We start from the raw sequence: 20,354 nt of genomic DNA, 5'->3' as shown, positions 1-20,354 counted from the left end.
TTTCTATTTTGAAGGCGTATCAGGGTACGGCGAAAACCAGTGACGCAACAATTCACGCTCTGTGGTGCTGAAATTTTTTGTATTATTTTAGAGTGTGCTGTAAAATAGTTTCCTGTCCCATCAGTCTGTACTTTCGGGCAGGGAACTATTTTATTTCTCCAGATATTTTCATAAAAGAAAGCCCCTGACACTTTCATGTCAGGGGCTTCCTTTCGATCAATTCAGAAAATTTATTTCTGCGGGCCGGCGGAAACGAGTGCTTTACCAGCAGCGTTTCCTTCATATTTTGCAAAGTTCTTGATGAATCTTTCAGCCAGATCCAGTGCTTTGGTCTCCCACTCGGAAGCATCAGCATAGGTATCGCGAGGATCCAGGATAGCCGGATCAACGCCCGGAAGTTCAGTCGGAACTTCGAAGTTGAAGTACGGAATAGTCTTCGTCGGAGCTTCGTTGATAGCACCGCTTAAGATTGCATCGATGATTCCACGGGTATCACGGATGGAGATACGTTTTCCGGTTCCGTTCCAGCCTGTGTTAACCAGGTATGCTTTTGCTCCGCTCTTCTCCATTTTCTTAACAAGCTCTTCTGCATATTTGGTTGGGTGCAGCTCCAGGAATGCCTGGCCGAAGCATGCAGAGAAGGTAGGAGTCGGCTCGGTAATTCCGCGCTCGGTTCCTGCAAGTTTTGCAGTAAATCCGGACAGGAAGTAGTACTGAGTCTGCTCTGGTGTCAGAATAGATACTGGCGGAAGTACGCCGAATGCATCTGCGGACAGGAAGATAACATTCTTAGCTGCCGGTGCAGAAGAAATCGGGCGAACGATGTTCTCAATGTGGTTGATCGGATAAGATACACGAGTATTCTCGGTTACGCTCTTATCATTGAAGTCGATCTTGCCTTCTGCATCAACGGTAACGTTCTCAAGCAGAGCGTCACGTCTGATTGCATTGTAGATGTCCGGCTCAGACTCTTTGTCCAGGTTGATGACTTTTGCATAGCAGCCGCCCTCGAAGTTGAATACTCCGTTGTCGTCCCAGCCGTGCTCATCATCACCGATCAGAAGACGTTTCGGGTCTGTGGAAAGAGTTGTTTTTCCTGTTCCGGAAAGTCCGAAGAAGATTGCGGTGTTCTCACCGTTCAGGTCTGTGTTTGCAGAGCAGTGCATGGAAGCGATGCCCTTCAGCGGCAGATAGTAGTTCATCATGGAGAACATACCTTTCTTCATCTCTCCGCCGTACCATGTGTTGACGATAACCTGCTCACGGCTTGTGATGTTGAATACTACTGCTGTCTCAGAGTTCAGACCCAGCTCTTTGTAGTTCTCAACTTTTGCTTTGGATGCGTTGTAAACAACGAAATCCGGCTCGAAGTTCTCAAGCTCTTCTGCTGTAGGTTTGATGAACATGTTAGTTACGAAATGTGCCTGCCAAGCTACCTCAACGATGAAGCGGATAGCCATACGGGTATCTTTATTTGCGCCGCAGAATGCATCTACAACGAACAGTCTTTTGTTGGAGAGCTCTTTTTTGGCGATCTCTTTTACTGCTGCCCATGCTTCCTGGGTTGCCGGATGGTTATCGTTTTTGTACTCATCAGAAGTCCACCATACAGTATCTTTCGAGTTCTCGTCCACAACGATGTATTTGTCTTTCGGTGAACGGCCTGTATAGATACCGGTCATAACGTTAACTGCACCAAGCTCTGTCTCCCGGCCTTTTTCATAGCCTTCCAGCTCTGGTTTTGTCTCTTCCTCAAATAACTGCTCATAAGAAGGGTTGTACACAATTTCTGTGGTACCGGTGATGCCATACTTTGTTAAATCGATCTGTGCCATCTTGTAATTAACCTCTTTCCTTTGATAGTAATACTGCTTCATTCTGCAAAATGCAGAAATTTGAAGGTATCCTTTAGAAGAAACCGGACCAGCCGGCCTCTTCTACTCTAATTATACATAAAAGGCCAAAAAAATCAACTGAAAATCTTCCGTTTTTTTACAGAACGTGTCCCAAAATCTGTAAAAATTTTATAAACTTCGATTTTTCGAAGTTTTCTGACAATTGCATTTTTGTACACTTCATCCTGCAAATTGACATTTTTTGATTTTTTATGTTATAATATTAATAATTATGTTCGGAAAGAAGTTTCTTTATGTATTACGATCTGACCCGCGGGAAAATCTCCCGCTCTCTTATCCTGTTTGCCCTGCCGATGATCGCAGGAAATCTGTTGCAGCAGTTTTACAACATTGCCGACACCCTGATCGTCGGACGCGTTCTCGGAAGCAATGCGCTCGCCGCCGTCGGCTCCTCCTATACGCTGATGACGTTTCTGACTTCCATTTTTCTCGGCCTGTCGATGGGCGCCGGTGCGCTCTTTTCGATTTATCAGGGACGAAAAGATCTTTCTTCTTTAAAACTTTCGATTCTCCACGCGTTTCTGCTGATCCTTGCCGTTACGCTCGTGCTGAATCTCGCTGTTTATGCAGGCATCGAGCCGATCCTTACGTTTCTTCGCGTCCCGGATGAAGTCCGTCCCGGCATGCGGACGTATCTTCTGATTATCTTTGCCGGCCTTATTGCAACATCCGTATACAATTTCTTTTCCTGTATGCTGCGCGCGCTCGGAAACTCTTCTGTGCCGCTGATTTTTCTCGCTGTCTCTGCTGTGCTGAACATTGCACTGGATCTGCTCTTTGTCGCTGTACTGCCGTTCGGCATCGCAGGCGCGGCGCTCGCTACGGTTCTTGCGCAGTATGTGTCCGCCGTCGGTATTCTGCTCTATGTGCTGCTCCGCTGCCGCATGTGGCTGCCGTCAAAAAAAGAATGGCGTTTCAGCCATTCCATTTTAAAAGAGATTCTGAATCTTTCTTCGATGACCTGCATTCAGCAGTCGGTCATGAATTTCGGCATTCTAATGGTACAGGGGCTCGTCAACAGCTTCGGTCCGGCGGTCATGGCGGCATTTGCGGCCGCGGTGAAAATTGATACCTTTGCCTATCTGCCGGTGCAGGATTTCGGAAATGCCTACTCCACTTTCACCGCACAGAATTACGGGGCCGGAAATCACGAGCGGATCCGGCGCGGCACGAAAGATGCTTTTGCACTGAGCGCTGCTTTTTCCATCGTCATTTCTCTGCTTGTCAATCTGTTCGCGCATCCGCTGATGCAGATTTTCGTGAAAGCATCAGAAATGGAGGTCATCGCGATCGGCGTACAGTACCTGCGGCTGGAAGGCTCGTTCTATCTCGGCATCGGATGGCTGTTTCTGCTGTACGGGTATTACCGCGCTGTCAAACGCGCCGAGATGTCGGTTGTTCTGACCGTCATTTCGCTTGGCATGCGTGTGGCGCTGGCATACCTTTTCTCCGCCACGGCGCTTGGCGTTGCCGGAATCTGGATCGCCATTCCGATCGGCTGGGCACTGGCTGATATGACCGGACTTTTCTTCCTGCGGCGTGCATTCCGATCGCAGAAGCCTGCATAAGTTCCGAATCTTATATCGCAGTACGGTTTTCTGCGGATAAACTGCGGAACTGCCCCGGCGTCTGGTGCATGCGTTCCTGGAAGACGCGGTTAAAATAGCTGATATTTCGGAATCCGCAGTCGCTCGCAATCTTGCTGATCGCCTCCTCGGTGGAAAGCAGCAGCCGGCAGCTCTCGGCAATCCGCAGGTTATTGACATACGTCACGGCGGAAATATGCATAATCGACTTAAAGAAGCGGCAGAAAGCGCTCTCACTCATATGAAACTGGCTCGCCAGTTCCGCGATTTCGAGATCCTCACAGAAATGAGCATTCATGTATGTGAGGATCTCTTTCATTCTGCTGACACGGTAATTCGTCGAGGCATCCGTTTTTCCGCCGTTCTTTTCTGCCGCACTGTAATATCCCTGCCAGATTTTCAGAAGTTCCGCTTTTAACAGCAGCTCCCAGCCCGGTTCTTTTCTTTCCTGCAGATTTCGGATCTCCTGCATGGCCTGTGCCGTTTTTTCTGCAAGGCGTGTCCCCCGCTCTGTCTTGGATGGAAAACGGATCTCGGAGGACAGCACTGGTTCGATATACTGCTGCTGGATCCGGTCAAGCGATGTGCCGGACAGAAAACGCGGCTGGAATACAACGGCAAGAAACGTAAATTCCTGTCCGTCGATTCCCTCTACCTCATGCAGACGGTTTGCATTGACAAAGGCGGTCTCCCCTTCCCGCAGGAGAAAGGTCTCGGTATCCATATGAAAAACAGCTTCGCCCTTTACTGCATAAAAGAGCTCCACTTCCTCATGCCAGTGGCAGTACACCCGCACGGTACTCTGCAGGTCTGTCTCGAAAACGTGAATGCTCAGCGGAAAAAGCTCATCACCGTGGGGCTGTGTTTCTTTTCGGTAATTCATCTGTGAGAGCATATTTTTGTCTCCTCTCTTGTTTTGCTCTGCGGTCCCAATTGTAACACGAACTTTGCGATTCCGGCAAGTTTCCATGTTCTGCCGGCGAATCGCCCTTCCATGACCGTATTTTTCCTTCTTAAATGATAATAATTATCATATTTTATCAGCTTATTGACATTTCTTTTCATCCACGCTATATTTTAGATACCCCGATAGGGTATGTGATTTCAAATTTTTCATCAAACCCCAGGAATACAGTCCGGCACGCTTTCGTTTCGCTGTATTCCCGGAAGAAAGCAGGTATTGTATGATTAAAACAGTCTTAAAAATTGATGGTATGATGTGCGGCATGTGCGAATCCCATATGAATGATGTAGTCCGCAAGAGCTGCTCTCCAAAGAAAGTAAACTCTTCTGCAAAAAACGGCGAGACCGTTGTCATCAGCGAAGCGCCGCTCGATATTCCGTATCTGAAACAGCAGATCAAGGACATCGGATATGAGCTGGTTTCGTATACGAGTGAGCCGTATGAAAAAAAGGGATTTTTCCATTTCGGACGATAAGCGGATTTCATGCCTTTCCTTTTGCAGTTTGTGCGTCGGAAAAAAGCACCGTTTCAGAAGTTTATTTCCTTTTGGAAATCTGCCTCTGAAACGGTGTTTTCTATTTTTTATCTATGATTTGATCAGCCGCAGCAGCATCCGCAGGACGGCGGCGTTTCTTTCTCCTCTTTTTTCGGAGATTCTGCGCCCAGATCGTACCAGGTCGGGTCGATGTCGAATCTGCGGTTGTTTCCAAGATAGATCGGATGGGTCGGGTCTGAGGACAGGTAGGCGCGCTCGGTCGAAACCTTCCACTGTGCATCCCAGTCAATCTTCGGAAGTGCCAGATCGTAGTGTGTGCTGGCGCGGAAGCCGTCTTCCTCTCCCTCAATTCTTCCCTGGCGGATGATGGCTGCAAAATCTGTGTGATGTGCAAATGCCGGAATCTCCCACAGCTCTTTTGCGTAGCCCCACAGGTTTTTGTAAGTGTAGAGCGGACGCTTCGTCTCGCCGAGCTGTGCGGTATAGCGGATGTCCAGACGGGCAAGTGTCACGTACAGGCGGATATCGGAATCGGTTACGTAATCACCGAAGAGAAAACGATTGGTTTCCAGCCGTTTTTCCAGGCGGTCCATCGCAGCGTAGAAGGTGTTCACACCGTCGAAATGGCCTTCGTTGCTTCTGGAGAAGGAACTGCGGTATACCGCGTTGTTGATATTATCGAAGAGTCAGAGATTCATCTTGTCAATCTCTTCCCGCAGCTCCACCGGATACAGCTCCGGCGCGCCTTTTTTGTGCCATGGGCGGAAGTTGACCTCGAAATAAGTGGTCAGCCAGTTGTAATCGTTGTTGACTACCTTTCCCGTCGTTGTGTCGATCAGCGCCGGAACGGTCGTTCTTCCCTGGTAATCATCATCAGCACGGTAATACGCCTCAGAGAGGAACTGATCACCGAGCACCGGGTCGATGTTGTTTTCATTGTAAACGTATTCCCAGCCAAGGTTTTTCTCATGCGGGGCATGTTCTACCATATTGACGGAAATCTGATCTTCCAGGCCCTCCAGCTCTCTTACGATCGCCGCGCGGTTGGACCAGTGGCACAGCTTTGCCCAGACGAGACGGTATCTCTTATTACCTTCTGCCTTCAGATCGTTTTCACCGTCGCCGAACGGAGTCGTGAAGTGATTCGGCTGTCTGCGGAAATAGCCGTTTTTGTCGATCTCCGATACGGTTTCTTTTGGTCTTACGCGGATTTTTCTTCCATTTACAATCTCATAATCATAATTCGCCATTGATTTTCTGCCTCTCTTTCGCATGTTCTATCGAATGAATTTTCAAATAAGAAAGCTTTTATTTTCCTATTATTTCGCTATGTTTTCGTAAACGGTAGAATACGAGTACCTTGACAAATAGCAGACCGCTTTTGCGGTCTGTTTATTTTCCGCTGGCTTTTTGCGGCTTTCTAATGTTTTCGGGCAACATATCTGACCATGGCAGAAGTTCTGCAAGAAAATCTGTGTTTTTGTCATCTACACGTTTGGGAATCTCCGTAAGCAGATATTCGAAATAATCGAAAGGTTTCAGGTTATTCGCCTTTGCAGTTTCTGCGATACTGTAGATGATCACTGAACTATTGGCTCCATTGACCGTATCGATCATCTCCCAGTTTTTCTTCCCTATACAGAATCCACGGATCGCACGTTCGCTGGCATTGTTGTCTATTGGAACATCCCCATCTTCCAGAAAGACTTTCAGGTAGCTTTCCTGGTTCAGTGCATATGTAAATGCTTCCCGTATTTTACCGTTCTTTGGAATTTTAGGTTCATTCTGTTTCAGGTACGCAAAGAAAGCATCCACCAGTGGTTTTACCACAAGCTGACGCTGCATGAGCCTGTCTTCCGTAGAAAAATCAGACAGTTTTCCCTCTTCCCGGTAAATGGCCTGTATCTGTTTCATGATCAGATGCAGGATCGATTCCTTTCGGTGTGCTTTTGGTATCACTTCCAGTGTATCGTTAAACCTGCGCCTGCAGTGAACCCAGCAGCCTGCGATCTTCAGATCTTCACGCTCCTTTTCCAATGTATGATATACCTGGTACCCATCCGTAACACAGATCCCGGTGTAATCCCTCAGGAATTCCCGGGGATGGGATGCATTACGCGTTTTCTGGTATTCATAAAGGATGATCTGACGATCCCGGTACATAAAGCCGGACCGGTACACCCACATGTAACTCTGGCTGCCGGCAGGACGCCCGTCCTTATTTACAAGTACAGGAGTCTCATCTGCCTGTATCACATGATAATCATACAGAAGTTTATGCAGATAATCATACATGGTTCCCAGATATTCTTCCCCAAGACGGATCATCCAGTTCGCCATGTTCTGTCTGGTAATGGCAAGCCCGTACCTTTCGAATTCTTTTTCAAGACGGTAGAGAGGTACCGCATTTACATACTTACCATTTATGACTGCCGCAGCAAGGGACGGGGATACAAGGCTTCCATGAAGCAGATTTCTGGGATGGGGTGCCTTTATCATGTGTTCATCCAGTTTACTGGAATAAACGCCGATATGATGTTCCTCTATCACGACACTGGCCGGAATGAACTGATAACATCGGGAAATGGCATCCGGAAGCTGTTTCCATCCGTTTTCACCAAACTCAGCCGTCAGTTCTTCCTCTTTCAGATAGTGATCAATACGTTTTACTGTCAGCCCTGCTATATCAGCCGCTTTTTTCCCTGGCTGTTTTTTCTTTTTGGGTGCTTTCAATTCTAGGTCATCAGGTTCCGGTGCATCCAGGTCGCAGACTGCCTCTGCTTCATTAAAGAATACGATAGTCCCGTCCACTTCCATGAAACGTATCTGTTCAGAATCCGCCATTTTTTCGCTGGATCTGCCAAAACGGTTCTTCTGAAAAAGGACCATCTGTTCCATCATCAGCTGCATCCTGTCATTTAAGGCCTGCGTTTGCCTGGACAATTCTTCCATCTGTCCCTGCATCCCAAGAAAAAGCTCTATCAGCAGATCCTTATCAAACTTATTCAGTTGTTCTTTTGTGTACTTGATCGTCATAACCAGAACTCCTGTCTTTATACTGATTCCGATTATAACAGAATTTTTGTATTTCCGCCAATCCTTCAGATATGGGCTTTCGTCATAATGACGGTGGATAATACATCTGGAAAGCCGTTGTTTTACAGCTTTTCAGATGTATTATCCACAACAGTTTTTCTATTCACACGATAACAAATGGAATGAGAAAAGACTGTTTGTGGATAACCTTTTTCATCCGGTTGATACACATCATTTTTACAGTTTTGGTACTTTTTTATTTTCGGCATTTTGCACAGGCTACATAATGCGGGGTGTCTCTTTCAGCTCAGAGATCGGATGGCGTGCAACGATCTCCAGCCCCTGCATCAGCATACGGTACTGGTCGTCTGTGATCGCCATTGCCTCATCTGCCGAACGGGGCCACCGGAATGCACCATTATCGAGTCTCTTGTACATAAGGAGAAAACCATCGCCTTCCCAGAGCAGTGCTTTGATCCGGTCACATCTTCTTCCACAGAAAAGAAACAGTGTATTTTTGTCGTAAGGATCAAGCTTAAACTGAAAGCGTACGATCGTTGCCAGCCCATCGATCCCACGACGGAGATCCGTAAATCCCATCGCCAGATACACCTTTTTAAATCCGGAAGCATCTGCATCATTCAGCATGGGTAAAAGCCTTTATGAGATGGCAGAGCATTTCCGGTGAAGTACCGGAAAATATCTCAGCTGACAGTCCCCTGGTATTTTTAATACGGATCATTGGCAGAGTTCCTGCCGAAATGCATGTACCGGATTCTTTTGGAGTATCTGTTTTCTTTGGATCTGGTGCAGGTGCGGGCAGTTCCACAAAAGCAGTGGTTTCTGTGTCCTGCATCTGATCCAGGCATATCTGCCTGACACGCCGGAGACGGTAATAATAGTTGGCTTTTGTAAGATTATTTTGGGTACACCAGGTTTCAACATCCATCCCTTTGGGACGGTTCTGACAATTCCGGATCTGTTCTGCCCATTGTCTGATCCTCACCTGCTGAGCTACAAGGCTGGTTTGCGTAGCCATAAGATTCCTCCTCTGAATCATAGTCAGTTAAAAAAGTTAAGTACTAAACTTTTTTGACTATGTTATTTTGTTGAGTATGATTATGGCATAACTTGAAGTGAATAAAAAGGTACTCGTATTCTACCGTTTACCCTGTGTTCACCATTGCTTTCTGTACTCCCTTGGACTGATACCTTCCACCTTGCGGAACATCCGGCTAAAGTAGTTTGCATCTCCCATGCCAACGCCAACGCCGATCTCATCCACAGTCATATCTGTGAAGCAAAGCAGCTGCTTGGCTCTGGTGATCCGCTTTGAGATCAGATAGTTGTTGACCGTTGTTCCGTAAGTCTCTTTGAAGATTTTGGACAGATAGAACTTGTTAATAAAGAACTTCTCTGCCAAATCATCCAATGTAAGCTTCTCCGTATAATGCTCGTCCAGATACTCCTTTACAACCGCCAGTTCCATTCTCTTTCGGCTCACCGTCACACTCTCTGGATGCCAGGACTGCTCCATCAGCAATGTGAGCAAAGTTCCAAGCTTCTCATTGATTCGCATATCTCGTATGTAATCAGACGAAGAAGCGAGGTCATAAAGGTCTGTCAGGATTGATGTAAAAGAAGCTAGATCATCTGGATGGCACACTGGCCGACCGCCACGCTCTTTGTACTTCTCATACACAGCCGGAAGGGATGGTGCATAAAAGTGACACCATTGGAGCGACCAGAGATTGTCGGAGGTTGAATGACTGTACGCTTTTCGGCAGTCGATGAACACGCAGTCTCCCTGGCCTAGCTGGTATGTCTTCTCCTCATAGGAAAGTTCTCCTTCGCCAGACAGAACGATGAAGCAAAGGAACGATACTAAATCCTCTCTCTGGGATACATGTGGGTGAACAGCCTGCAAAGAACCGACCTCCTGCAGATGGAGCAAGGATGTCCGGGCAAAGGTTGACGGGGTGTAAATGATTCGGGAGGAACTTACGGAAGAAGATTGTGGATTGAATAGTTCTTGGTCCATAAGCTGCTCCTTTCCAACATCATTTTTTCCTTTGCTTATATCCAAACGGCGGGACTGCATCCTTTGGAATATGCCACGGTGATCCTTTTCCATCTTGATTGCAGTTTGGAATTTTACCTTCCCTGCACCACTTGGAAACTGTAGCCTGTGTCACACCGTATTTTTCAGCAAATTCTCGTGTTCCTATTGCCTCACTCATTTATGTAGTCCTCAAATCTATGCAGTCAAATATTACGCTATTAATCTTTCAAGCAAGACTCTTCTATTACAGATCTGCAAATAAATCAGCTTTGTACACGCCGTCCTCCAGCATCTTCCTGAAGCTGTCCTTTACCGCTGCGACATCTTCGTGGTAGGTCATGCCGTACCAGGTGTCATTGGTCTTCAGAACTTTCACAGACATCTTGTCTTCACTCAGCAGTTCCCCAATGAAAATCGGGATCAGATACTCTGCTTTCAGCGGATTTTCAGGTACTTCCTTCTCGAAAAACTCTTGGAAGCCCCGATCCAGAACATCCAAGAACTCTAGAGTCAAGCCCCACATGTTCATGGAAACCAGAGAATTCACATCAACAGCCACGCCGTCTGCCTCGGCTCCCTTCACCGTCTTTACAATGTTCTTGGTTTCTACAACTTCAGTCAGATTCCCATTCTCATCCATCTTGCAGATACCACGGGTCACGCCACCATTATCGGACAACGTGTTCTTCAGTACAAAACCTGCCATACAGGACTTACCGCCATTTACCAGATACTCATGAACAGCCTTGAAGCCTTCCTTGCCATAATAATCGTCTGCATTGATCACAATAAAAGGAGTCTTGATGACCTTCTTTGCTGCAAGCACTGCCTGACCAGTTCCCCACGGCTTTGTACGACCTTCCGGCAGAGTTCCCGGAATATCCTTAATATCCTGGAAAGCATAGTCTACAGTTACATTATTAGCAGAGCAAATAGCTGCGATACGATCACCGATCACCTCTTTGAACTCTTTCTCAATATCCTTGCGGATAATAAATACCACATGGTTAAAACCTGCCTCAATTGCATCATGAATTGAGTAATCCATGATGATATGATTTGAAGCATCCACCGGCTCCAACTGTTTGATTCCTGTTCCAAAACGACTACCGATACCGGCTGCCATGATAAGTAATGTTGTATTCATGATTTTTTATACCTTTTTCTGATAATATTCTTCTACCATAGGTTTCATTCTTCACATCTCAGCCGATCATAACAAATCGTTGCCTGCTGCTCACCACGAAGAGGTATGTGAAGTTTTGAGCAGCTACCGTGTGATTTTTCACACGGCCGTTTCTTCATTTCCAACTGAAGCACATATCACATCTCTTACTCTTTAAAAGACACGTCATACTCATTTATTACGGTTTGCCCCCCCCCCCAATAATTTTTGTCTTCTGCAGGAAGGTCTTCAGCCGACGTTTATAATACATCTTGGGATAGCACTTTGATATTGCATAATGAAAGCCCCTGTCAATATTTTCAAAAAAAGTATTTCTTTTATCCGGCATTTCTGAAGGATGACGCAACTGGTGATTTGCTGTTACAGCTTTATCCAAGTCTACCTCTTCCAATTCAAATCCTGCCGACTTAACAAGTTCTATTCCTTTCTCTGTTTGACATAGTATTAAAGAGATACCTTTTTTCTGCTCTTCCCTGCTAAGTTCACTTCCCCAAGAATCCCCTAGTGTAATGTCTGAAACTCTATCCAGTGTTGCGTAACGACACGAATAGCAGTTTTCCGTATAATCCAAAGAAGTCAAAAAAGCGAATGTATACAAATCTTGCTGCGCATCAAAAGAAATTCTCTTATAGCCGGATTCCAAACCAAACGCTGTTTTATTTCTGAACTTCAAATTCTCGATTGTGTGGATATTAACCTTATTTTCTTCCAAGAACTTTTCCAAAAGTTGTGGCGACGGAGATCCATGGCAAATCAAATCAATTGTATATAGATTGTCTGTATTCTTTACATAATTCTTTACTGCCGCCACTTGACAAGGCAACCCAACAAACAGTACCTTATTACCAGTTTTAAGTTCCTTGGCAACCTTTGAATAAATATTGACTGGATTACTTTTCACATACTTTGACCCAGCAAAATTCTTTGCATAGTCTAAATCATTTGTAATATCAAAGACAAACTCTCCATCCTTAAAAAGGCACGCCGCAACATACCCTCCAGAATGTATAAATGCCTCAATTAATCCAGCAGCAGCTCCACCAGAAGAAGATGTTTTTCTGGTATTTCTATTCCATCCTTGATACCAAACCTGCGGTTTTCTCTTTTGAACAATACTATTGTTCGGGCAAACTCTTTCGCATGCACCGCACTGAATGCACCGTTTTTCATCAATAATTGCATTCATTGCATTCAAAGTATCTTCTACTGAAATAGCTTCTTTTTTACAGACATCCACACAGGCTTTACATCCTGCACATTGATTTATTTTACAAACTGTTTTCATTGCTTAATCTCCTCTTGTTTGCTCAGGACGATGAAAACATAAATCATTTTGACTTTCTTTTCAAAACCATTTGAAGCACCTTTTTTCGTTCGTCCTTATTAAATAACAATATCAGCACAAGTACATACCCTAAGATTCCTACTCCGGCACAGACAAATAAAAACTTAAACCAAGAACCTATGACTATAACTCTTCTTACGCCCTCAAACAATACATAGATAACACAAGAAATTACAACGCTTTTAACCAAGGCTGGATAAAACGTCATTTTAGGCAATTTAAGAACATATGCACAATACAGAGGGGTAACCACTGCATGTCTAACAATCATGTAACATGAACTTGTACCAGCAATAATAATCAACGGATTAAAATTTGTTGTTTTCAGAAGCAAAAATTCTGTTCCAATACTTGCAACGCTGAAAATCGTAGTAATAATTACAGATCCTTTGATTTTATTAGCAAGTGTATTAGCATAATAAAGTCCCTCTACATAAGCGTTCACCAAAAGCGGAAGTACCGTTAAAATTGAAAGTATCTGAATCGTATTAATCTCATTTACTGTTTTATTTCCAAGCCATAACGTATAAAATTCTTTTCCAAAAACCACAAAACCTATTAACGGAACTATCATCATAAAACTTAAAAAGCGAATAGTAAATTTAAATTTTTCAATTAGTTCCTCTTGCTTATTTTCGGCATATAGTTTTGCAAGTTCCGGATTAAATACATTTGCAATTAGCTGCGGTATTTGTGCCAAAATAACTGGTATCTGTTTTGCAATAGAAAACAGTCCCATTGCGCTTGCGTTTACAAACAGATTGGTCACAAGCAAATCCAGTCCCGTTTGTAACATTTTATTAAGACTTTCTAAGCTCAGCCAAACACCGCTTTTAAGTATTTCTAAAATACGCTTAGGATTGTAGTATTCTTTCTTAATTGTTATTTCAGGGATTAGCTTTTTGGTGAACACATATTGTAATGCAATTGTAACGCCACCAGCACATATTGCTGCGATCGAATAGTACCACATATGGGGTACAAATAGCCAAAATGTAGCCGCCAAAACAAGCACTCTAACAATATTGGCCGTCATTTGGGCTAATGAGTTCAAGTACAATTTATTCTTTATAAATGCTGCAACTCCAAAAACAACGCCAATTAAAGATATTGTTGAGCTAAAAAAAGCGAGGATAACAGTTGTTCGTACATCAGAAACCAAGTAATCTGGAATATTTATAAGGTACTCAATCCGAACACACAATATTACCGCTGCACCCAGAACAAGAACACCTAGAATTGTATCCGCAAAAAAAACTGATGAAAAATATTCTCTTACCTTTTTTTCATCATGCCTGTGATACGAGAGTGTAATAAATCTACCCGCCAAGGAGTTTAGTGCAACCGTAATAACAGATATGTAACTCACGAAATTATTAACAAGCCCAACAAATCCATACGCTTCATTACCCAACTTATTTAGTACAATTGGTGTAAAGAAAAAACTGATAATCAGGTTTGTTGCAAATACCATCATTTGTGCAACTAGGTTAATCAAAAAATCACGATTATTGCTTTTCATATGTTTTCATTAATAGTCCTTTCTTAGAATTAATTTTAACTTCTAATTTTTTCAATATTTTTTTACCAAAATAAATAAGGGTATTTTGAACACCCGCTGTCTTCACTGAAAACCATAAAGACGATTTCATCTTATTTTCACACGACTGATACAATTTTTCCATCTGTTCCACGTCGTAGGACATCACCTTCCTTAATGCAACAGGTGATATAGCACATCCATGCGTTTTTGAGCGGACTCGAAGAATTTTAACATTAGAGCACATTTTTGCATATTTAGCCTGTTCAATGTCTTGCTCACATAAGGCTGGTTCAAAATAATATATTGGAGACTCCCCCAAATACATATATGCTTCTCCAAAGCAATGTCCATTTTTTGAATACAGTTCCTTCAAAAATGGATTAGTATCCACATGTGTCCAATGATGCAGTAATGAAAATTGACCTGCAAAATCTAAGCAATAGCTTGCTTTAAGGGATGAAGCTAATATTGCAGCTATAAACCCACCAGAGGAAACACCAACCGTGATTACCTGCATTCCTTCCGTTTCCTCTCTCATTTTCTTAATAAGTGCATCTATCGTATTATATTTTGCATTTACCCCTACAACATACCAACTCAACCATATGTCGCTTATATAAATTATTTTTTCATGATCTATATCCTGCGTTATATTTTCCCATTCAAATTTGTCTTTATTTACTACTTTAGATACAAAATCCTGTCTATCATCCTTTTTATAAAGTGAATTCGATGAGCAAAAAATATATGCTATCCCATCTTTTTTTCCATGGCGAATCTTTATATTGTCCGTTTCACTATTATAATTTCCTTGCAACTCTGAATTTTTCCAATCCAGAGTTTTCCAAACATCACCATTCATCGTTATTGTCCTGCACCTTTTCTTTCTCCCATGCTAAGCCAACAAAAGCAAGCAAAATAATAAACTTAAGATTTAATGTTACTTCTACCATTGAAAGCATGCAAAAAACATATATTCCACATAGAAATGCATAGTCACTTTTTTTTCTTCCCTTTTTAATCATTTCACACGACACAAGGAATATCACAATAGTACCTATTAGTCCATATGACACAATACTATCAAATATACCATTTTGCGCATTATAAATTGGTAATAAACTATTACTCGTCAATCCTTTCAAGCATACCCAATAGTTGTGATCCAGCCCATAACCTAGCAGATAATGTCTACTCATCATAAAAAAGAATCTCGCATATGCGTCCATTCTACCTGTCAAGGTTATATCTTTTCCTAAAGTATTAGTGATAAAGTTACTAATAACCGGTATGCTAAGTACCGCACTATTGATCACTAATAGTAAATCCAATCCAATTGTTAGTAAGACAAAAAAGGCCGGCTTCTCTACTATGCTATAGATTCTATCCTTTGTTACCATTAAAAGTGCAAAAATAAAGAAAGAAATCATACCAGTTGTACAGTTTACAGAAAGCGCAACTGCAATAGATTCCACCAAGAACCCTATTAGAACTATCCGATTTCTTTTTCGATTTAAATTATGCGTTGCACAAAAAAATAGAAGTAAGTATAAATGTGTATAGCACACATTAAATTTATTGCCTACTAAATACGCATCATTATGAAGTAAAAATGAAAATCGAAACGGAAAAACAATCATTAACAAATCACTCAATATACAAGTCACAAGACAGCAGATGTATATTATTTTACATCCCATATGCACTTTTTCATTTTCTCTAATAATTTCTACAAAAGAAAAAGTTTCAAGAATAGTAAATACAAAAACGATCACACTGACATAATCAGTTCCTTGAAGCCCACGATTTATGAATGAACTCATTCCAGCTACACACGCAAAAAAAAGTAATCCAGCATTAATTAACTGATACTCTTTTTTCATTATCACGTGTGCATATTTTAATATGATAACCCCGCCTAGAAGGAGCATTAAAATTTTCATCTCTCTATAATTAGCAATATGAAATGTACTGATATTTATAAACGCAGTAAAGGCTATAACTACTGCTAGTAATCCCATTTCCAAATCTATGTATTTAACTTTCATCGTTACCTCTCTTTTGGAATTGATATGTTAGCACGCAAATAGTTTATGCTTTTAGCTTTTTCTTGTTCGCGAATTAAATCCACTGATTCGTAATCAATTTCAGATGTCAAAGCAGTTTCAAGGTTTCTTACATCTTTTATTAATTGATTCTCTAATTGTAAACGATGCAGTAAATCTAAGAGTTTCTCTTGATTAGTTGACCCAGTATTGGATTTTGATCTACAAAAAGTTCCAAACTGTTTATGAAAAATGACAGAAAAAATAGTTCCATGAAATGTATCTGTCACAATATAATTCGCTTTCTTAAAATAGCCCAAAATTTCATCTGGGCGACATACAATATGTTGATCACAAAAATCTTGATAATCGCACAAAGATATGGTTTTTAATTTATTTTTATGTGCAAACTCAACTATCGCTTGCTTTTCCTCTTCCGCAAAACGACCCGCATAGCCGTATACAATAATATAGTTCTCTATATTAGCTTCTTTCCAAGGTTCATTTTCTATTCCTGAAACTAAAACAGGATCAAGATTCATATTAGATTTTACACCACAAAGTTTTTCCACTATACTGTATGAATTATTGTCTCTTACAGATATCGCATCAAACATTTTCAAGTCTTTTTTAATTTGTGCGTCAACTTTATAAGAACAAAGTTTTTCATAAGTTGTACTTCCAAAAGATGCCGCGTATGTTATTAGTCTACGTGCTCTATTATTCTCACCAAAAAAGTCTAAAGCAAATCCAACTTTAGGATTTCTTTGAGTACAGTTAAAGACCTCATCGCTTCCTACTATAAGAACATCAACTTTCGTATGGTATGCTTTAAACTTTGAAATTCCTAATATAGGATAACATTCAATAAATTTTTTCTGCTGTTCTCCATATTTTTTCAAGATGTGGAATTTTATGCCATCTTTAATTTCCTGATAAAGTAATTCTTGTCTTTTTGTTTTATCGTTTCGATCTTCAATTAAGACATTAGGTTTATAGTCAACAAAAACCACTCTGTGACCTAACGATTCAACCATCTTTTTCAGTGAATATGCTTGCATAAATGATCCATAATTCACAATTCTTTGCATTGAAAGGATGCCTACTAACATGATTTTCTCCTCTTCATACAACTATTTCTTTTTTATACACACCTTATACAGTAATTCAAAATAGTATTTTCTTTCTCCCAATGGCACAAATCTATTTAATATAGCTGTACTTAACTGCGTACGAGCTAGTTCTTTTACCCGTTTTAAATCTTTTTCACTTATCTGTGCAGCATCTGAAGCGCTCCGCAATAAAGTACATGTACACCTAAATAAAAAATATTTTGCTTTTTCCTCAAGTTCCTTGTATGTATCTCTAACAAACTGACAATTCAATTTTGCCTGTTCATAAATATCAAACTTTTGTGTAGTAAATGGTTTATTGCATATACTATTTTCTCGAATCAAGTAATTATATAAAGGCATTCCTGTTAGAACAATCTTATCACTTTCACTAAATAGTTTAGACGTAAAGTTCAAATCTTCATGAAGTACCCCAAATGGATATCTACGCCCTTTGAACAGTTTCACCTTATAAAGTTTATCCCACGCTGCCGAATCACAACTATCCCATACAAGTAGTTTTCCTATCGCTTGACAAGGTGATAATATTTGTTCTCTATCCAAGATAAAATATGGCGTTTTTGTGCCATCACTTTCTTGAACCACGTACCTTCCGCAGCATGAAATATCCGCCTCGTTTATGCGCATTCTTTCCTCAAGAACCTCATACATATTTTTTTCAATGTAATCATCGCTGTCAACAAAACCTATAAGTTCACCCGTTGCTCTATCCAATCCGGCATTTCGTGCATCAGAAAGTCCACCATTTTTCTTATGTATAACGGTTACTCGATTATCCGAGCGCGCTAACATATCACAAATCTTACCACTTTCATCCGTCGAGCCATCATCCACCAATATAATTTCAAGATTTTTATAAGTCTGCTGTAAAATACTTTCAACTGACTTTCTAACATATTTCTGTACATTATATACTGGAACAATAACGCTAATCAGCGGCTTATTTTCCATCCTTATCTACCTCTCTATTTTTTTGCGCAATTGATCTATAAATATCGATTAAAGCTCTCAGATTCTGATTCGCATCATGAGTTGTTTTTGCATGTTGTTTTGCATTTTTTGAAAATTCAAAACATTTTTCCTTATTTTCAAATAGCTCCATCGCATAAAAAGCTAACATATATGGTGCGTCATGTTGGTACAAAAACCCTTCTTCATTATGCGTCAACATGTTTTTCACTCCACCAACATCAGAACTGACAACAGGAGTTCCTAAAATCATTGCTTCCCCTACAGAATTTGGGGAATTTTCAATTGATGAAGGAGAAGCAAATACATTTGCCAATAAATACTGTTCCTTCATTTCTTCGGCATTTAAACTTCCCAAAAACACAATGCTATTTTCCAGACTATACTGTCTTATAAGTTTCTCTAAATAATTAACATATACAGATCTTTTTTGTTTTTCAATCCAATTTCTACTCAGTGGGCTTGTCCCTGTTACATATAGTTTCACATCTGGATAGAATCTTTTAATTATATTTAAGGCTTCTAGCATATAATGCATTCCCTTAATACTGTTGTACCCTTGACTCATGAAAATGCTATGCTTTCTGCATTTTTCATAATTCCATTCTCCTACGTAAAACTCCGGTCGAAGAGTTTCATTGCAAAAGTGGTATTCCGCAGATGGATTAATCTCCATTGTACAAGCTCTATCCCAATCTGTTCTTCCCATAATATGATGGACTTTTTGGATTGCCTGAACCTCATATGTTCCACGTAATTCCATCGTTTGTTTAGCTTTAATCGGATTATTCATGCGGATAATATCACGAATGGTCCACGACTTTAAAACGCTAATGGGAAGATTTGCATAGGTATGTTCTGCATATACAGATACCATTCCCTGAATTGAAATAACAACTTTATTTATTTCGCCACAGCTTTCTGCCGCCAAAACTGCTGACAAACTGTGTCCATACTCTGTCCCCATTATGTGTATAACATCAATTTGTGGGATTTCATTTAAAATTTCTTCAAAGATACGCTGGTGTGATTCTTCAAACTCCCAATCATATCTTTTTGTCTTTGGGTATCCATAATATTGAATATTTTCAATTTTTCCCTTTATAACTTCTTTAGTTTTTCTTTGTGGAAAAACATAGAATATATTGCATTCTACAGTTTGCAACATCGCTATCGCTGCACTTACCCAACCTTCCTTAGGCGAAAACGGTAAATTTAATGCATCCGTTATTCTTTTTATTGGTGCATTACTAAAAATCACAACATTCATTTATGCTTTCCTTTCATCTTCTTCTAATCCACTTATGCCTTTCTTCAACGCAGCGAACCCAAGTTCAACATTTCTTCTAACTTTTGCCAGCTCTATACCAGAATCACAATACTCCCGTTTGAAGACTTCCAATTTATCTTTCCATTCATATGGCACGCAAATGCATCCCTGTTGCATTGCTAAAATCATAGCATGCATTCTTCCAGAAATGACATAGTCTACATCTTCTAATTGGCTCCAATACTCATCCACAGTATCAGGAAAAGATACACAACTTTTCTGCCAGACATATTTCTTTGAAAATTCTTCTGTTGTCTTTCTATCTTCTATTGTAGTTGAACTAAACAGAATAATAGTATCTGAATCAGTATAGGAATCTAGAATTTCTTTCCACTCATCAAAATACTCTTCTTTCGATTTGCTGCCGCCTGCATTCTTGTAATAATCGTACGATAAAACATTGCAACACACTTTCTTTCCCTTACTATTTTTATCGTGTGTTTTTTTCTCTTTTCCATACAAAAATACAACATCCGGATAACTCAAAGGCGTTCTGGCATAACATTTCTCTACAACCTGCTTTGAATAAGCATCCCTCACGCAAATCTCATCGGCTTTTGCCAGTGCTGATTTATACCTCATGCGATAAATTGGGTTCGTATACCCCCCCCGATTCCCCAAAGGAACACAGGGATTTTTCTTTTATGTAACTGCTCTATCCAAATTTTCATAGCAGAATTAAAGTTCATATTTGTAGCTAAAAGCTCTCCGCCTCCAATAATAGCCGCGCTAATAGGTTCACT

20 protein-coding genes are annotated in these 20,354 nt (G+C 41.2%); 2 read left to right on the top strand and 18 right to left on the bottom strand.

All coding sequences use genetic code 11. The features are described 5' to 3' along the window. Positions 1-230: 230 nt before the first annotated feature. Entirely contained in the window at positions 231-1,835 is a 1,605-nt protein-coding gene (gene pckA / locus PGS38_RS10030) for a phosphoenolpyruvate carboxykinase (ATP) (RefSeq protein WP_118641209.1), read from the bottom strand. Between the two features lie 314 nt (positions 1,836-2,149). Between pckA and PGS38_RS10025 the strand changes: the two genes are divergently transcribed. Next, positions 2,150-3,484, top strand: coding sequence for an MATE family efflux transporter (locus PGS38_RS10025; protein ID WP_022461056.1), 1,335 nt, complete (start codon positions 2,150-2,152; stop codon positions 3,482-3,484). Positions 3,485-3,494: 10 nt separating this feature from the next. Here PGS38_RS10025 and PGS38_RS10020 read toward each other — a convergent pair whose 3' ends face one another. Beyond that, a complete protein-coding gene (locus PGS38_RS10020) occupies positions 3,495-4,397 on the bottom strand; it encodes an AraC family transcriptional regulator (RefSeq protein ID WP_055228413.1) in 903 nt (300 codons plus the stop codon). A gap of 289 nt (positions 4,398-4,686) precedes the next feature. On the opposite strand from PGS38_RS10020, the gene PGS38_RS10015 reads away from it, so the two are divergent. Continuing rightward, positions 4,687-4,941 (top strand): heavy-metal-associated domain-containing protein, encoded by a 255-nt coding sequence (locus PGS38_RS10015; protein ID WP_022461058.1) that lies wholly within the window; start codon positions 4,687-4,689, stop codon positions 4,939-4,941. Between the two features lie 122 nt (positions 4,942-5,063). On the opposite strand, the gene PGS38_RS10010 is transcribed toward PGS38_RS10015, so the two are convergent. The 16 genes from PGS38_RS10010 to PGS38_RS09935 form a co-directional block, all read right to left on the bottom strand. Further along, positions 5,064-5,576 carry a glutathione S-transferase C-terminal domain-containing protein gene (locus tag PGS38_RS10010; RefSeq protein ID WP_243030619.1) on the bottom strand — a complete coding sequence of 171 codons (513 nt, stop codon included), beginning with the start codon at positions 5,574-5,576 and terminating at the stop codon, positions 5,064-5,066. Between the two features lie 72 nt (positions 5,577-5,648). Then, positions 5,649-6,212 (bottom strand): glutathione S-transferase family protein, encoded by a 564-nt coding sequence (locus tag PGS38_RS10005; protein ID WP_243030617.1) that lies wholly within the window; start codon positions 6,210-6,212, stop codon positions 5,649-5,651. Between the two features lie 142 nt (positions 6,213-6,354). Next, positions 6,355-7,998: an IS66 family transposase gene (tnpC, locus tag PGS38_RS10000; RefSeq protein ID WP_270476217.1), complete on the bottom strand. Its 1,644-nt coding sequence runs from the start codon at positions 7,996-7,998 to the stop codon at positions 6,355-6,357. 279 nt (positions 7,999-8,277) lie between these two features. After that, the gene (gene tnpB, locus PGS38_RS09995) at positions 8,278-8,646 is read right to left on the bottom strand and encodes an IS66 family insertion sequence element accessory protein TnpB (protein ID WP_009243734.1); all 369 of its coding nucleotides are present in this window, start codon (positions 8,644-8,646) and stop codon (positions 8,278-8,280) included. Next, the gene (locus PGS38_RS09990) at positions 8,636-9,037 is read right to left on the bottom strand and encodes a hypothetical protein (RefSeq protein ID WP_009243735.1); all 402 of its coding nucleotides are present in this window, start codon (positions 9,035-9,037) and stop codon (positions 8,636-8,638) included. Before PGS38_RS09990 ends, tnpB begins: the two co-directional genes overlap by 11 nt. Positions 9,038-9,175: 138 nt before the next feature. After that, on the bottom strand, positions 9,176-9,925 hold the full coding sequence (locus PGS38_RS09985; RefSeq protein WP_243110743.1) for an AraC family transcriptional regulator: 750 nt from the start codon (positions 9,923-9,925) through the stop codon (positions 9,176-9,178). A 133-nt stretch (positions 9,926-10,058) separates the two neighbouring features. After that, positions 10,059-10,238: a helix-turn-helix domain-containing protein gene (locus PGS38_RS09980; protein WP_119188653.1), complete on the bottom strand. Its 180-nt coding sequence runs from the start codon at positions 10,236-10,238 to the stop codon at positions 10,059-10,061. Positions 10,239-10,304: 66 nt separating this feature from the next. Further along, the gene (locus PGS38_RS09975; protein WP_119188654.1) at positions 10,305-11,207 is read right to left on the bottom strand and encodes a sugar phosphate nucleotidyltransferase; all 903 of its coding nucleotides are present in this window, start codon (positions 11,205-11,207) and stop codon (positions 10,305-10,307) included. 217 nt (positions 11,208-11,424) lie between these two features. After that, positions 11,425-12,531: a Coenzyme F420 hydrogenase/dehydrogenase, beta subunit C-terminal domain gene (locus PGS38_RS09970; RefSeq protein WP_270476214.1), complete on the bottom strand. Its 1,107-nt coding sequence runs from the start codon at positions 12,529-12,531 to the stop codon at positions 11,425-11,427. A 43-nt stretch (positions 12,532-12,574) separates the two neighbouring features. Beyond that, a complete protein-coding gene (locus PGS38_RS09965; protein WP_119188656.1) occupies positions 12,575-14,113 on the bottom strand; it encodes an oligosaccharide flippase family protein in 1,539 nt (512 codons plus the stop codon). Then, positions 14,100-14,996: a hypothetical protein gene (locus PGS38_RS09960; RefSeq protein WP_119188657.1), complete on the bottom strand. Its 897-nt coding sequence runs from the start codon at positions 14,994-14,996 to the stop codon at positions 14,100-14,102. Before PGS38_RS09960 ends, PGS38_RS09965 begins: the two co-directional genes overlap by 14 nt. Beyond that, positions 14,986-16,182: an O-antigen ligase family protein gene (locus PGS38_RS09955; RefSeq protein WP_270476213.1), complete on the bottom strand. Its 1,197-nt coding sequence runs from the start codon at positions 16,180-16,182 to the stop codon at positions 14,986-14,988. The genes PGS38_RS09960 and PGS38_RS09955 overlap by 11 nt, the downstream gene beginning before the upstream one ends. Before the next feature lie 2 nt (positions 16,183-16,184). Beyond that, complete coding sequence (locus PGS38_RS09950) at positions 16,185-17,291, bottom strand: polysaccharide pyruvyl transferase family protein (RefSeq protein WP_119188659.1); 1,107 nt, start codon at positions 17,289-17,291, stop codon at positions 16,185-16,187. A 21-nt stretch (positions 17,292-17,312) separates the two neighbouring features. After that, positions 17,313-18,263, bottom strand: a complete 951-nt coding sequence (locus PGS38_RS09945; protein ID WP_119188660.1) for a glycosyltransferase — start codon at positions 18,261-18,263, stop codon at positions 17,313-17,315. Next, complete coding sequence (locus PGS38_RS09940) at positions 18,253-19,551, bottom strand: glycosyltransferase family 4 protein (RefSeq protein ID WP_119188661.1); 1,299 nt, start codon at positions 19,549-19,551, stop codon at positions 18,253-18,255. The genes PGS38_RS09945 and PGS38_RS09940 overlap by 11 nt, the downstream gene beginning before the upstream one ends. Then, a complete protein-coding gene (locus PGS38_RS09935; protein WP_256372469.1) occupies positions 19,552-20,232 on the bottom strand; it encodes a polysaccharide pyruvyl transferase family protein in 681 nt (226 codons plus the stop codon). It lies immediately after the preceding gene. Positions 20,233-20,354 lie beyond the last annotated feature (122 nt).

Origin of the sequence: Fusicatenibacter saccharivorans (assembly GCF_027667425.1) — a bacterium.
Lineage (GTDB): Bacteria > Bacillota > Clostridia > Lachnospirales > Lachnospiraceae > Fusicatenibacter > Fusicatenibacter saccharivorans.
The sequence above is the reverse complement of the archived record's forward strand: the minus strand, read 5'-3'. Positions and strand labels throughout refer to the sequence as shown.

Excerpts from the sequence above, each read along its gene's own strand:
- PGS38_RS10025 (WP_022461056.1), top strand. The coding sequence starts at position 2,150 with ATGTATTACGATCTGACCCGCGGGAAAATCTCCCGCTCTCTTATCCTG.
- PGS38_RS09955 (WP_270476213.1), bottom strand. The coding sequence starts at position 16,182 with ATGAAAGTTAAATACATAGATTTGGAAATGGGATTACTAGCAGTAGTT.
- PGS38_RS10015 (WP_022461058.1), top strand. The coding sequence starts at position 4,687 with ATGATTAAAACAGTCTTAAAAATTGATGGTATGATGTGCGGCATGTGC.
- PGS38_RS09945 (WP_119188660.1), bottom strand. The coding sequence starts at position 18,263 with ATGGAAAATAAGCCGCTGATTAGCGTTATTGTTCCAGTATATAATGTA.
- pckA (WP_118641209.1), bottom strand. The coding sequence starts at position 1,835 with ATGGCACAGATCGATTTAACAAAGTATGGCATCACCGGTACCACAGAA.
- PGS38_RS10005 (WP_243030617.1), bottom strand. The coding sequence starts at position 6,212 with ATGGCGAATTATGATTATGAGATTGTAAATGGAAGAAAAATCCGCGTA.
- PGS38_RS09965 (WP_119188656.1), bottom strand. The coding sequence starts at position 14,113 with ATGAAAAGCAATAATCGTGATTTTTTGATTAACCTAGTTGCACAAATG.
- PGS38_RS09975 (WP_119188654.1), bottom strand. The coding sequence starts at position 11,207 with ATGAATACAACATTACTTATCATGGCAGCCGGTATCGGTAGTCGTTTT.
- PGS38_RS09950 (WP_119188659.1), bottom strand. The coding sequence starts at position 17,291 with ATGTTAGTAGGCATCCTTTCAATGCAAAGAATTGTGAATTATGGATCA.
- PGS38_RS09940 (WP_119188661.1), bottom strand. The coding sequence starts at position 19,551 with ATGAATGTTGTGATTTTTAGTAATGCACCAATAAAAAGAATAACGGAT.
- PGS38_RS10020 (WP_055228413.1), bottom strand. The coding sequence starts at position 4,397 with ATGCTCTCACAGATGAATTACCGAAAAGAAACACAGCCCCACGGTGAT.
- PGS38_RS09960 (WP_119188657.1), bottom strand. The coding sequence starts at position 14,996 with ATGAATGGTGATGTTTGGAAAACTCTGGATTGGAAAAATTCAGAGTTG.
- PGS38_RS09990 (WP_009243735.1), bottom strand. The coding sequence starts at position 9,037 with ATGGCTACGCAAACCAGCCTTGTAGCTCAGCAGGTGAGGATCAGACAA.
- tnpB (WP_009243734.1), bottom strand. The coding sequence starts at position 8,646 with ATGCTGAATGATGCAGATGCTTCCGGATTTAAAAAGGTGTATCTGGCG.
- tnpC (WP_270476217.1), bottom strand. The coding sequence starts at position 7,998 with ATGACGATCAAGTACACAAAAGAACAACTGAATAAGTTTGATAAGGAT.
- PGS38_RS09970 (WP_270476214.1), bottom strand. The coding sequence starts at position 12,531 with ATGAAAACAGTTTGTAAAATAAATCAATGTGCAGGATGTAAAGCCTGT.
- PGS38_RS09980 (WP_119188653.1), bottom strand. The coding sequence starts at position 10,238 with ATGAGTGAGGCAATAGGAACACGAGAATTTGCTGAAAAATACGGTGTG.